We start from the raw sequence: 12,430 nt of genomic DNA on the forward strand, positions 1-12,430 counted from the left end.
ACGGAGAGCGAGGCATCAGCCATGGTCCACCATCGCCTGTCCGATGGCCTGCCGGTCGGCGGGTTGAGCGAACTCGCCGGCGATGCGCCCGCGCGTCATCACGCCCACGCGGTCGGCCAGCTGCAGCACTTCGTCGAGGTCTTCGCTGATCAGCAGCACCGCCGCGCCGCTGTCGCGCGCGGCGCGCAGCCGCGCGTGCACCTCGGCGCTGGCGCGCACGTCGAGCCCGCGGCTCGGGCTGTGCGCAAGCACCAGCGTGGGCGACTTGCCGAATTCGCGCGCGAGCACCAGCTTCTGCGCATTGCCGCCCGAGAGCAGCGCGGCCTTCTGCGCGACCGAGCGCACGCCCTGCACGTCGAAGGCGCGCACCGCTTCCTGCGTGTCGCTCTGGATGCGGCCGCGGCGCAGGCGCCACACGGGGCCGTAGCGGCCGGTGTGCACGCGGCCGATGGCGTAGTTCTCGGCGACAGAAAGGCCACCCGCGAGCGCGAGCCCGTAGCGGTCGGCCGGAATGGCTGCAATGCCGATGCCGCGGCGTGCCGATGCGGCCATGGTTTTCAGGTCGCCGTGGCCTTCGAGTCGTATCTCGCCTTCCGTGGCTTCACCCGGCAGGCCCATGATCGCGCCCGCCAGCTCGCCCTGGCCGTTGCCGCCTACACCGGCCAGGCCGTAGATTTCGCCCGCGTGCAGTTCGAGATTCACGCCGTCGAGCACGCGCCGGCCTTCGGGCGAGGCGGGTGTGCGCAACCCGCGCACCGAAAGGCGCACGGGGCCGCGCGATGCGGTCGAAGCCTGGAATCCTTGCGTGGCAATCGATTCACCCACCGTGAGCTTCACCAGCTCGGCGACCGATGCTTCGCCCGGCTTCAGCGTGGCCACCGTGCGCCCGCCGCGCATCACCGTCACGCGGTCGGCATACGTCTTCACATCGGCCATCTTGTGCGTGACCAGCACCACGGCGGAACCGGCGCGCGCCAGGCCCTGCACCGTCTGCAGCAGGCGCGCGGCCTCCTGGTCGGTCAGCACGGCCGTGGGCTCGTCGAGGATCAGGATGCGCGCACCCGCGAGCAGCACCTTGAGGATCTCCACGCGCTGCTGTTCGGCAATCGACAGTGCATCGATGCGTTTCGACGGATCGATGTCGAAACCCAGCTCCGAGGCCTTGTTGCGGATGTCGCGCTCGATCTCGCGCAGCCGCTCGCCATGGCTTTGAAATTCGGCCGGCGGCGGCGCGGTGAGCAAGATGTTCTGCGCCACGGTGAACGGTCGCACCAGCTTGAAATGCTGGTGGACCATGCCGATGCGGTGCTTCGCCGCGTCACGCGGACCGGCGAAGCGCACCGCGTTGTCGTCCACCAGCAGCTGCCCGGCCTCGGGCGCATAGAGCCCGGCCGCGATGTTCATCAGCGAAGACTTGCCCGCGCCGTTCTCGCCCAGCAGCGCATGCACTTCGCCCCAGCGCGCGGCAAAGTGAGCGTCGGTCAGCGCCGCGAAGCCGTCGAAGGACTTGCGGATGCCAGTGAGTTCTAGCGCGTTGTTGGGCATGAAATTACTTCTGCGTGACCACGCCCTTGACGAACCAGTCCATCTTCCACAGGTCCGCATCGGACAGCACCGCGCCCTTGGCAACGCGCTCCTTGCCGTCGCGGTCGGCGAGCGGGCCGGCGTAGACCTGCTTGCCCTTCATGATCGCGTCGCGCTCGGCGGTGATGACCGCGGCCTTGTCCTTGGGAACGGCGGGGCCGAAGCCCGCGATGTCGGTGCCGCCGTCCTTCATCTCGATGAAGGCGCCGTACTGCGCGGGCTTCCAGTTGCCGGCCATCACTTTCTTCAGCTCGGGCGTCAGGAAGCGGTCCCACACCCACACCGAAGAGCAAAGCGTGGCCTTGGGCGCGAACTGGCGCAGGTCGCGGTGGTGGCCGGTGCCGTACACGCCGCGCTCCTGCGCGACGATCTGCGGCGTGGGGCTGTCGACGTGCTGGCCGATCACGTCGGCGCCCTGGTCGATGAGCGCGGCGGCGGCGGCGCGTTCCTTCACCGGGTCGTTCCAGGCGCCGGTGTAGATCACATTGACCGTGGCGTTCGGGTTCATCTTCTGCGCGCCGAGCGCGAAAGCGTTGATGGTCCAGTTCACCACGCCGAAGGGGTTGGCCGCGACGAAGCCGAGCTTGCCGGTCTTCGATGCAGCGCCGGCGGCCATGCCGCAGAGGTACTGGCTTTCGTAGGTGCGGCCGTAGAACGATTCGAGGTTGCTGCCGTTGGTGGTACCCGAGCCGTTGAGGAAGGCGACATCGGGGTACTTGGCGGCCAGGTCCTTGAAGCTGTCGGAATAACCGAAGGCCGTGCCAATCACGATGTTGGCGCCGCGCTGGATGAACTTCTCCGCCGCGGGCTTGATGGCCGATGCGTCTTCGGGCACGTTCTCGACGAACTGGATCTTCTGGCCGATTTCCTTTTCGATCTTCACGCGGGCCTCGTCAAAGGCCTGCGTCCAGCCGCCGTCGTTCTTCGGGCCGAAGTAGAGCATCGCGATCTTCGGCTTGTCCTTCAGCGTGAAGCCGTCGGCGGCTGCGGCGGGCAGTGTGGTGAAGAAGGCGCCGCTGGCCGCGATGGTCATCGCGAGGCCCAGGCCGGGAGTGAGGGTGCGCAACTGCATGGGACTACCTTTGGTGAGAGGCTTTGAAGAAAGGGAGGACGGAAAAAAGAGAACGAGCGCAGCGCATGTCACATCATGAAGTTGATGCGGAACACATTGCCCTCGGGATCGAGCAGCACCGATTGGTACCAGTTGTAGTAAGTGACGTACGGCGGCTTGATGAGCGTGGCGCCGGCTTCGAGCGCGACAGGCACCATGCGGTCGACGTCGGCCTGGCTGTCGACGTCGATGTTCAGCAGGAACTTGACGCCGCGTGTGTCTGAAAACTCGCTCAGGTGCAGCAGTTCGTAGGCATCGAGTGCGTTGAAGCCAAGGCTCGACTTGCCGGTGTCCAGGCCTCGGAAGATGGGTGAGCGAATCGCTTCGATCTCTTTGAAACCGAATACTCGCTGGTAGAAGCCGCTGAGTGCGACCACGTCTTTTGCGAAGACGTTGACGTAGGAGAGGTGGGCCATGTCAGTTGCTCATTGGGCGTTTGCTGTTGTTCTTGTTCGGGGTGCGAGCACGCCGTCGGCGTGATCGCACCCCGAAGAACAGCAGGCAGTCATTTCAAGCCATCGCCTTCGTGCCACCAAAGGTCGTCTGCTTGACGAACTTCGACGTCAGGTGGTCCCCAGAAGAAATCGGCGCGTACTTCGCCGACTCCCCTGGCGCGAGGCAGCTAGGCAGGCACTCGACCATCGCGTCGTAGTTCGGCTGATGGAAGAACACCAGCGATTGCCGGCGATTGGTGCTCGCGATCTCGAAAGGCGGATTGATCACGCGGTGCAGCGTGGACACCCACTGGTCGTTGGTCCACTGCATCATGAGGTCGGCGATGTTGACCACCAAGCCGCCTTCGACCTGCGGCACGTCGACCCACTGGCCGGCCTTGTTGAACACCTGCAGGCCCTTGTCGTCGGGCAGCACGATGGTGAGGCTGCCGTAGTCGCTGTGCGCCCCCGCGCGCAGCTGGCCGGGCAGCGGTTGCTCGCGCTGCGGCGGATAGCTCAGCACGCGGAACATGCTGATGTGCTTGTCGATCTTGTCGTCGAAGAAGGTCTCGGGCAGCGACAGGCCGAGCGCAAAGACACGCATCAGCGAGCGCGAGAGATCGCTCATCGCCTCGAAGTAGCCTTCGTAGGCTTCGCGGAAGCCTTCGATGGGCGGCCAGCTGTTGGGCTCGAAGTGCGGACCGGCGGCGGGGCCGCGGTGGTAGTCATCTTGCGGCACGTTCGACGGGCCGATAGAGAAAGATTCCTTCAGGTCGCCGGGAGCCGCTTCTTCGAGGCTGTACGAGAGCCCTTCCTCGCCCACCGCGCTGTAGCCGCGCACCGCGTCTTCGCGCGGGCGGTCGACCTTGCGCTTTTCACCCAGCGGCATGTCGAAGAACTTGCGCGAGAGCGACGACACGCGCGAGATCAGCTCGGGCGCTATGCCGTGGTTCGTGATGACGAGAAAGCCGATGCTGCGGCAGGCCTCGTCGACCTTCTTCGCGACCTCGGCCTTGCCTTCGGCGGTGCCCGCGAAGTAGGGCTCTAGATCGATGATGGGGACAGACAGCAGGGTCATGGCAGGTTCCTCATGCTTGGCATGCCTTTCGCCATGCAACGTCTGTGCCAGTTGGACCAAATGGACAAAACGCATTCGTCGCGTCAGCATGGTGCGCAACGACGCGCTGCGAAGGCTGCTGCGGCGCAAGGCGATGCACCACGGCCTTACAGTGGTGCGCTGTGTTGCCTGCCGATTCACCAACGAACGAACAAGAGCGAGGGAAGATGCCGAAGACCAAAGCGCTGGCTGCCAGTGCCAGCAAAGAGAAGAGCCCAGCGCGCAAGCGCGCAAAACCCGCGGTGCGCAGCGCGTCCGCGGTGAGCCGCCGGCTGCGCCAGATCGAGGACAAGCGCAACGCGATCCTCGGTGCGGCGCTGGGGCTGTTCTCCCGCTTCGGCCTGCATGGCACGTCGATCGACCAGGTGGCGGCACGCGCCGATGTATCGAAGAGCAACCTGCTCTACTACTTCGCGAACAAGGAAGAGCTCTACGTCAACGTGCTGCGCGATCTGCTCGCGCTGTGGCTCGAACCGCTGCGCGGCTTCAGTGCCGAGCAGGACCCGGCGGAGGCCATCGGCGACTACATCCGCCGCAAGCTGGTGGTCTCGCGCGACAGGCCCGATGCATCACGGCTCTTCTGCCTGGAAATGATCCAGGGCGCGCCATTGCTGCGCGACGAGCTCGACCGCGAGCTGCGCACGCTGGTGGAGAAAAAGTCGGAGGTGATCCGTGCGTGGGTCGAGGCGGGCAAGCTGGCGCCCGTCGATCCGCATCACCTGATCTTCGCGCTGTGGGCGGTGACGCAGCACTACGCGGACTTCGGCGTGCAGGTGCAGGCGCTGTCGGGGCATACGCTGGACGATGAGGCGTTCTTCGAGAAGACCGTCGAGAACGTGCAGCGCATCTTTCTTCAAGGCATTACGCCGCGCTGATTCAGGTGGATTTCAGTGCGGCGGCGCCGCGATCTCGTGATAGCGCCGGTCGAAGTAGATCAAGCCCTGCGTCGCACCACCGATGGCAATGGCCACCGCTTCGCAGAACAGCACGTCGTGCGTGCCCGCGCTCGTCGCATGCACCACGCGGCAGTCGAAGGACACGGCTGCATCGTCGAGCATCGGCGAGCCAGTGGTCTTGCGGCTCCACTGGCCGGCGGCGAAGCGCTCATCCATCGGCGTCTTGCCGCCGAACAATGCGGAGAGCGACTGGTGTCCCGCTGCCAGCACGTTCACGCACAGCACGCCGTTGGTCTTGAATGCCGGGTACACCGAGGCCGAACGGTTCAGGCATACCAGCAGCGTCGGTGGCTCGTCGGTCACGCTGCACACGGCCGATGCCGTGAAGCCGGCGCGACCCGCGGGGCCGTCGGTGGTGATGATGTTCACCGCCGCGCCCAGCCGCGCCATCGCGTTGCGGTAGTCGGCCTTCTCCAGGCTCGGCAGCAGGCCGGCGGGGTTCGATGACGATGAAGCAGCGTGGGAGGCCATGGCATTCAGCAGCATGTGGTGAGTCCTTCAGGCCAGCACGCAGGCCTCGTCGAAGGGCAGCCGCGGCAGGCGGCCGAACACCTTCGACGCATCGCCGTGGCCCAGGTTGATGAGGAAGTTGACGGTCCAGTCGGTGCCTTCGAAGAAGGCCGCGTCGACTTTCGCCTTGTCGAAGCCCGACATCGGGCCTGCATCGAGGCCGACCGCGCGCGCTGCGAGCAGCAGGTAGCCCGCCTGCAGGCTGGCATTGCGAAAGGCGGTCTCGTGCGCGGCCTCGGGGCTGCCGGTGAACCAGCTGCGCGCATCGGCATGCGGGAACAGCGTGGGCAGCTTGTCGTAGAACTTGCGGTCCCACGCGGCGATGACCGTGACCGGTGCGGCCATGGTCTTGTCGAGGTTGCCCTTGGAGAGAGCCGGTGCGAGGCGCTGCTTGCCTTCGGGCGTGCGCACGAAGACGAAGCGCGCGGGCGAGCAGTTGGCCGATGTGGGGCCGAGGCTCGCCAGCGCGTAGATCTGCTGCAGCTGTGCGTCGGTGACGGGTTCGTCGGTCCAGCCGTTGTGGGTGCGTGCGCCGGTGAAGAGCAGCGACAGCGCGGCGTCGTCGAGTGTGGATGCAAGAGTTGTGGTCATGCTGGAACGGCGGATGCGCTGACCCGCGAGAGAAAGTCGAGCAGGCTGCGGTTGAAGGCTTCGGCCTCGGTCACGCTGTGGGCATGGCCGCCGTGCGGCATGAAGTCGAGCGTGACGTCGCTCAGGCCATCGGCCAGGCGCTGCGAGCAGGTCCAGGGCACGAGCGTGTCGTCTTTCGCCGCGGCGATGAGTGTGGGTGCGGTGATGTCGACGAGGCGAGCGTCGATGTCGAAGGCGCGCAGGGCAGCGATGCGCGCACGCATGTTGGCCTCGCCCGGAAAGTGCGCGAAGGCGTGGTCGACTTCGTCGGTCACGCGCTGTGCGTGTTCGGCGGCCCAGGCTGCGGGGTACAGGAAGATCGGTTGCGCTTCTACGTACGCGCGCGGGCCGCATGCGCCGAGCAGTGCGAGCCGCGCATCGAAGCAGCGCGCCGAATGCGGGTTGGGCTTCGACCACGCGTTGACGAGCACGAGGCTCGCAATGCGCGAAGGCGCGTCGAGCGCTAGCTGCAAACCCACGAGGCCGCCGAGTGCATGGCCCGCGAAGTGGCATTGCGAAGTGTTCGTGGCGTCGAGGATTTCGAGCACGTCCTTCGCCATGTCTTCGATGGCATACATCTCTGGCAATGCGGCAGGGCTGCGGCCGGTGCCGCGCTGGTCGTACGCAATGACGCGGTGCCCGGCGGCAACCAGCGCGCCGAGCTGCGGCTGCCAGAACCCGGCCGAGCCACCGAGGCCCGACGACAGCAGCACGGTGGCTGCGGCATCGGACGGCCCGTGCACTTCGTAGTGCAGCGACGGCATGTGCTTCAGCCCTTCTTGCCGACGTGCGCGATCGAGGCGATCTCGACCAGGGCATCGGGCTTCACCAGGCCGCACTGGATGCAGTAGCGCGCGGGCTTGGTGCCGGGAAAGAACTCGGCATACACCGTGTTGATCTTCCCGTAGTCGGCCCAGTCCTTGATCATGATCTGGTTGAAGGTCACGTCGTCCATGGTGCCGCCCGCTGCCTCGACCACGCCCTGGATGATGGTGAGCACGTGACGAGCCTGCGCGGCCGCGTCGCCCACGTGGACCACGTTGTTGTCCTTGTCGAAGGGCAGCGTGCCCGACACGTAGAGCACGCCGTCGGCGAGCGTGCCGGGAACATAGGGGGCGAGTGGCACGCCGGTGCCGGGCGGGATGATGGCTTGCTTGGGCATGAAGAGAGCTCCTTGAAAAGAATCAGACAGTGGCCGCTTCGGCCGGTGCGGGTTGGGTGATGGATGCGGGTGCGAAGGTGCTGCAGAAGTGCTCCACCGTGGAGACCCATCCGAAGAAGGTCTCGACGTTGTAGACAGATGCCTTCTGGATCGCGGGCCCGCCGAGTTCGTGCGTCGCGTCTTCGAGCATCACGGCGAAGTATTCGAGGTGAAAGGCGTCGCGCAGCGTCGATTCGACGCACACGTTGGTGGCGATGCCGGTGAACACCAGGTGGCGGATGCCGCGCGAGCGCAGCGTGCTGTCGAGCGTGCTGTTGAAGAAGCCGCTGTAGCGCGTCTTCGGCACGACGATGTCGCCGGGCCGCGGCTTCATCTCTTCGATGAGTTCGTAGTCCCAGCCGCCCTTGGCGAGGAACTTGCCCTGCAGCTCGGGCTTTGCACGCATGGTCTTGAGCGCGTTCGACTTGTGCCAGTTCGGCGAGCCGGGGCCGCCGGCCTCCACGTATGCCGCGTCCCAGCCGTTCTGCAGGAACACGACCAGCATGCCGGCCGCGCGTGCAGCCGCTATGGTGCGCGCGATGTTGGCGATGGTGCCTTGCGCACCGGAGATGTCGAAGCCGGCCGAGTCGACGTATCCGCCGATGGATGCATAGGCGTTCTGCATGTCGACGACGATCAGCGCCGAGTCGCTCGCGTGCAGTGCCAGCGGTTCGGGGCGTGCGGGCAGCACCAGCGGTGCCGGGGCGCCCGGCAGGCGCGGTGCGCCAACGGGGGTGTTCGATGTGAGGGTGGTGTTGCGTGCGGGAGTGCTCACGTGACGCTCCTGCTCAGGCCGCGAGGCGTTCGGGTTCGACCCGCGACGGCACGGGGCTCTGCACGTGCGCGCGGCTCTTCATGTGCGGCTGGATGCGTTCGCCGAAGGCCTCGACGCCCTGCAGGAAATCGTCGAAGGTCAGCAGCACGCCTTCGGTGCCTGGCACCTCGGCCATTTCGTCGAGCATGCGCGCGACGTTTTCATACGAGCCCACGAGCGTGCCCATGTTGATGTTCACGGCCGAGGTCGGGTCGGCCATCTGGCGCACGTTGGTGTCGGTGCCCGACTTGGTGTCGGCCGCGCCCTGCTGGCCCAGCCATGCGATCGCTTCGTGATCGGCGCCGGCCTTGTAGTGCTCCCACTTGGCGCGCGCGGCCTCGTCGGTCTCGTCGGCGATCACCATCATCAGCACGTAGGTGGTGACGTGGCGGCCGGTCTTCGTGGTGGCTTCGATGAGCTTCTCGGCCGCGGGCGCGAAGGCCTTGGGCGTGTTCACGCCCTTGCCGAAGCAGAAGTTGTAGTCGGCGTACTTCGCGGAGAACTCCATGCCCGCGTCGCTCTGGCCGGCGCAGATCACCTTCATGTCGGCCTGCGGCTGCGGGCTCAGGCGGCAGTCGTCCATCTTGAAATGGTCGCCCTTGAAGTCGGACTGGCCGGTGCCCCAGAGGTCGCGCAGCACCTGGATGTATTCGCTCAGGTACTGGTAGCGCGTGCCGAAGAACTGGTCGCCGGGCCACATGCCCATCTGCGAATACTCGGGCCGCTGCCAGCCGGTGACGAGGTTCAGGCCGAAGCGGCCGTTGGAGATCGAATCGATGGTGGACGTCATGCGCGCCACGATGGCCGGCGGCATGACCAGCGAGGCAGCGGTGGCAAAGAGCTTGATCTTGCTGGTGACGGCAGCGAGCCCGGCCATGAGCGTGAAGGACTCGAGGTTGTGGTCCCAGAACTCCGTCTTGCCGCCGAAGCCGCGCAGCTTGATCATGGACAGCGCGAAGTCGACGCCGTAGCGCTCGGCCTTCAGCGTGATCTGCTTGTTGAGTTCGAAGCTGGGCTTGTACTGCGGTGCGTTTTCCGAAAGCAGCCAGCCGTTGTTGCCGATGGGAATGAAGATGCCGACGTTCATGGAAGGGCTCCTGTTGCGAGGTCGCGAAGCTCCTTGCATGCGCCGTGCCAGTTGGATAAGTCATTTGAAATCAATGACTTATGGAAAATTGGCATCTGCGTTTTGACCATTTGGTCCAAAACGGAGCAGATGTTCTGGCCGGATTGCGGCAGCACGGTGCAGCCCGGACCAAAGCGGTGCAGTGCCGCCGTCACGGACAGCGCGGCAAAATCGCGCAATGCCCAAGACCCCACTCCGCGCCGCCGCGGCCATCGGCGGCACTGCCGACGACGTCGAAGCGGCCTTCTATGAAGCGCTGCAACGCGGCGACATCGATGCGCTGATGGCCTGCTGGGCCGACGAGGACGAAGTGTTCTGCGTGCACCCCGGCGGCCCACGGCTGGTGGGGACCGTGGCGATCCGCGCGGCCTTCGAGCAGATGTTCGGCAACGGCGCGATCCACGCCATGCCGGCGCGGGTGCGCAAGATCGAGTCGCTCGGCAGCGCAGTGCACAACGTGCTCGAGCGCATCGAGGTGCTCACGGCCGAAGGCCCGCGCCATGCCTTCGTGCTTGCCACCAACGTCTATCACAAGACTGCCCAAGGCTGGCGCATGGTGGCGCACCATGCGAGCCCGGGCAGCGCGCGCGAGCCGGACGACGCGAACGATCCGCCCCAGACCCTGCATTGATGCCTTCCTTCGCTGCTTCTTCTTCCGCTGCTTCTCCCACTGTTCTCCAGTCGATGGACTACGCGGCACCGCGCTGGCTGCCCGGCGGCAACCTGCAGACCATCTGGGCTGCGCTCTACGCTCGGCGCTTCGACGGACCGGCTCCGGTCTACCGGCGCGAACGCTGGCCTACGCCAGATGGCGACTTCATCGACGTCGACTTCGTGGATGCGCCAGCGCCAGGCCCGAAGCCGCTGCTGGTGCTGTTCCATGGGCTCGAAGGCTCGTCGCGCAGTCATTACGCCGAAGCCTTCGCTGCCTTTGCAGCGTCTCGCGGCATGGCCTTCGCGGTGCCGCATTTCCGCGGCTGCAGCGGCGAACTGAACCTGGCGCCGCGCGCCTACCACTCGGGCGACTTCGAGGAGATCGGCTGGATCCTGGCGCGCATGCGCGACCAGCATGCGCAAGAGGGCGGCGGGCCGGTGCTGGCTGCGGGTGTGTCGCTTGGCGGTAATGCGCTGATGCGATGGGCCTCGGAGGCGGGCGAGACCGCTTCGGGCGTGGTGGGCGCGGTGGCCTCGGTCTGCGCCCCGCTCGACCTTGCGGCGGGCGGCGAGGCCATTGGCCAGGGCTTCAACAAGCTGGTCTACACGCGCATGTTCCTCGCGACCATGAAGCCCAAGGCGCTGGCCAAGCTGGCGCAGTTTCCGGGCCTGTTCGACCGCGAGCGGCTGATGTCGTCGCGCAACCTCTACGACTTCGACAACGTCTTCACCGCGCCGTTGCACGGCTTTCGCGACGTCGATGACTACTGGTCGCGGGGCTCGGCCAAGCCGCACCTGGCTTCGATCCGCGTGCCTGCGCTGGTGGTGAATGCGCGCAACGATCCGTTCATTCCGGCGCGCAGCCTGCCGAAGCCCGGCGAGGTGGGGGCGCACGTCACGCTGTGGCAGCCCGCGCACGGTGGGCATGTCGGCTTTCCGATGGGGCTGCCGCCGGGGCATGTGCGCGGCATGCCGGAACTGGTGGGCGGCTGGCTGCAGCTGCATGGCGGCGCTTCGGCTGACGGTAGGGGCTTGTCGCCAGGACGAGAATGACGCGATGGACGACATCGTCAAACAAGCATTGGCCAAGTGGCCCAACGTGCCGCACTGCTACGGCTGGCTCGGCCTCGACGCGCGCGGCAACTGGTACATGCGCGACGACCGCACGCAGGCCATGGGCCCATTCCGCTCGGCCAAGGGCTCGATGCTGCGGCACGACAAGCTGATCGACTTCATCCATCGCAACTACGAGCACGACGACGAAGGTCAATGGTTCTTCCAGAACGGGCCGCAGCGCGTGTATGTGGAGCTGGAGGCTTCGCCGCTGGTATGGCGGGTCGCCGAAGATGAGGGCGGCGGCTTCACCGTCACGGCCCATACGGGCAAGGCGACCGAGGTATCGGGCTGCCTGCTCGACGAGGACGGCCGGCTCTATCTGGTTTCGCCTTTCGGGCTCGGGCTGGTGCACACGCAGGACGTGGGCATCGCTGCCGAGGCCGTCGAACGCGGGCTGTGGATACCGGAGGCGGTGCAGGCCAGCGAGCTGCCCGGCCGCTTCGGACACGTGCTGAGCCCGGCGGAGCGCCACGCCGACTCGGCCGCACCAGCCCCTGTCGCACAGCCATGAAAAAAAAGCCGGCGCTGAGGCCGGCTTTCTTTCGTGACTAGGGAAAACGCTTACTTGGCAGCAGCGCTGGCCGCAGGGGCCGCACCCGAGGCACCTTCAGCAGGTGCAGCAGCAGCCGGACGATCCGGCACCGGGAACTTGGCGCCACCGGCGTTGGCCATGTAGACCACTGCACGACCCACTTCGAGGTCTTCGAAGTCGCCGCCACCCTGCGGGGGCATGGCGCCCTTGCCCTTCAGGGCATGCTCGAGGAGCGTTGCATAGCCTTGGCCGATACGGGGACCCCAAGCGGCTGCGTCCTGGAAGTGCGGGGCGCCGGGAATGCCGGGCGCTCCGTGGCAGGCGACGCACTGGGCCTTGAACACGACCTCGCCTGCAGCGAGCGGGCGGTTGGCGTCGCGGATCTCGATGGCTCCGACCTTCTTGAGGCGTTCGGCCACTTCGCGGTCGCGCGCTTCCTTGGTCACGCCATAGAGCGACATGCTGTCGCCCTCCGCGATGCCTGCGGGCTTGGTGCCCGAGACCACGTAGGAGACAAGACCCACGATGATCAGGATCGGGGCTATGAAGGAGAAAAATACCGCGAGCAGCAGTTGCTTCGGGTTCTTGATCGGCCCGGTGTGGGCTTCTTCTGTGGCCTGGTAATGCGGGTCTGCGCTCATTGGC

Annotated in this window: 16 protein-coding genes; 4 read left to right on the forward strand and 12 right to left on the reverse strand. The window is 66.2% G+C overall.

Annotated features, from left to right (window positions below):
• Positions 1-15: 15 nt before the first annotated feature.
• The 4 genes from ACZYSP_RS33695 to ACZYSP_RS33710 form a co-directional block, all read right to left on the reverse strand.
• The gene (locus ACZYSP_RS33695) at positions 16-1,545 is read right to left on the reverse strand and encodes an ABC transporter ATP-binding protein (RefSeq protein WP_489018910.1); all 1,530 of its coding nucleotides are present in this window, start codon (positions 1,543-1,545) and stop codon (positions 16-18) included.
• A 4-nt stretch (positions 1,546-1,549) separates the two neighbouring features.
• Positions 1,550-2,656, reverse strand: coding sequence for a BMP family ABC transporter substrate-binding protein (locus ACZYSP_RS33700; protein ID WP_093057712.1), 1,107 nt, complete (start codon positions 2,654-2,656; stop codon positions 1,550-1,552).
• Between the two features lie 68 nt (positions 2,657-2,724).
• Positions 2,725-3,111, reverse strand: a complete 387-nt coding sequence (locus ACZYSP_RS33705) for a VOC family protein (RefSeq protein WP_097197820.1) — start codon at positions 3,109-3,111, stop codon at positions 2,725-2,727.
• A 94-nt stretch (positions 3,112-3,205) separates the two neighbouring features.
• Positions 3,206-4,207: an isopenicillin N synthase family dioxygenase gene (locus ACZYSP_RS33710; protein ID WP_093079020.1), complete on the reverse strand. Its 1,002-nt coding sequence runs from the start codon at positions 4,205-4,207 to the stop codon at positions 3,206-3,208.
• Between the two features lie 206 nt (positions 4,208-4,413).
• Between ACZYSP_RS33710 and rutR the strand changes: the two genes are divergently transcribed.
• Entirely contained in the window at positions 4,414-5,121 is a 708-nt protein-coding gene (gene rutR, locus ACZYSP_RS33715; protein WP_489018913.1) for an HTH-type transcriptional regulator RutR, read from the forward strand.
• A 12-nt stretch (positions 5,122-5,133) separates the two neighbouring features.
• Here rutR and rutF read toward each other — a convergent pair whose 3' ends face one another.
• Genes rutF through ACZYSP_RS33750 form a run of 7 tightly spaced genes read right to left on the reverse strand, consistent with a single transcriptional unit; the run spans position 5,134 to position 9,662 of the window.
• Positions 5,134-5,688, reverse strand: coding sequence for an NADH-dependent FMN reductase RutF (gene rutF / locus ACZYSP_RS33720; protein WP_354336838.1), 555 nt, complete (start codon positions 5,686-5,688; stop codon positions 5,134-5,136).
• A gap of 12 nt (positions 5,689-5,700) precedes the next feature.
• Positions 5,701-6,303: a malonic semialdehyde reductase gene (locus ACZYSP_RS33725; protein ID WP_307617310.1), complete on the reverse strand. Its 603-nt coding sequence runs from the start codon at positions 6,301-6,303 to the stop codon at positions 5,701-5,703.
• Positions 6,300-7,106: a pyrimidine utilization protein D gene (rutD, locus tag ACZYSP_RS33730; protein ID WP_489018916.1), complete on the reverse strand. Its 807-nt coding sequence runs from the start codon at positions 7,104-7,106 to the stop codon at positions 6,300-6,302. Before rutD ends, ACZYSP_RS33725 begins: the two co-directional genes overlap by 4 nt.
• Before the next feature lie 5 nt (positions 7,107-7,111).
• Entirely contained in the window at positions 7,112-7,504 is a 393-nt protein-coding gene (gene rutC / locus ACZYSP_RS33735; protein WP_093057706.1) for a pyrimidine utilization protein C, read from the reverse strand.
• A gap of 22 nt (positions 7,505-7,526) precedes the next feature.
• Positions 7,527-8,318, reverse strand: coding sequence for a pyrimidine utilization protein B (gene rutB, locus ACZYSP_RS33740; protein ID WP_489018918.1), 792 nt, complete (start codon positions 8,316-8,318; stop codon positions 7,527-7,529).
• 13 nt (positions 8,319-8,331) lie between these two features.
• Positions 8,332-9,444 carry a pyrimidine utilization protein A gene (rutA, locus tag ACZYSP_RS33745; protein ID WP_489018920.1) on the reverse strand — a complete coding sequence of 371 codons (1,113 nt, stop codon included), beginning with the start codon at positions 9,442-9,444 and terminating at the stop codon, positions 8,332-8,334.
• Positions 9,441-9,662, reverse strand: coding sequence for a hypothetical protein (locus tag ACZYSP_RS33750; RefSeq protein WP_489018922.1), 222 nt, complete (start codon positions 9,660-9,662; stop codon positions 9,441-9,443). Before ACZYSP_RS33750 ends, rutA begins: the two co-directional genes overlap by 4 nt.
• Between ACZYSP_RS33750 and ACZYSP_RS33755 the strand changes: the two genes are divergently transcribed.
• Genes ACZYSP_RS33755 through ACZYSP_RS33765 form a run of 3 tightly spaced genes read left to right on the forward strand, consistent with a single transcriptional unit; the run spans position 9,662 to position 11,764 of the window.
• On the forward strand, positions 9,662-10,114 hold the full coding sequence (locus ACZYSP_RS33755) for a YybH family protein (RefSeq protein WP_093057704.1): 453 nt from the start codon (positions 9,662-9,664) through the stop codon (positions 10,112-10,114). The two genes, ACZYSP_RS33750 and ACZYSP_RS33755, sit on opposite strands and share 1 nt — an antisense overlap.
• A gap of 53 nt (positions 10,115-10,167) precedes the next feature.
• On the forward strand, positions 10,168-11,190 hold the full coding sequence (locus tag ACZYSP_RS33760) for a YheT family hydrolase (RefSeq protein ID WP_489018944.1): 1,023 nt from the start codon (positions 10,168-10,170) through the stop codon (positions 11,188-11,190).
• 4 nt (positions 11,191-11,194) lie between these two features.
• The gene (locus ACZYSP_RS33765) at positions 11,195-11,764 is read left to right on the forward strand and encodes a DUF2946 family protein (RefSeq protein ID WP_489018924.1); all 570 of its coding nucleotides are present in this window, start codon (positions 11,195-11,197) and stop codon (positions 11,762-11,764) included.
• Positions 11,765-11,814: 50 nt separating this feature from the next.
• Here the strand turns inward: ACZYSP_RS33765 and ACZYSP_RS33770 are convergent, their stop codons facing one another.
• Complete coding sequence (locus ACZYSP_RS33770; RefSeq protein WP_258352659.1) at positions 11,815-12,426, reverse strand: c-type cytochrome; 612 nt, start codon at positions 12,424-12,426, stop codon at positions 11,815-11,817.
• Positions 12,427-12,430 lie beyond the last annotated feature (4 nt).

The sequence above is a fragment of the Variovorax sp. F042 genome, assembly GCF_057814215.1.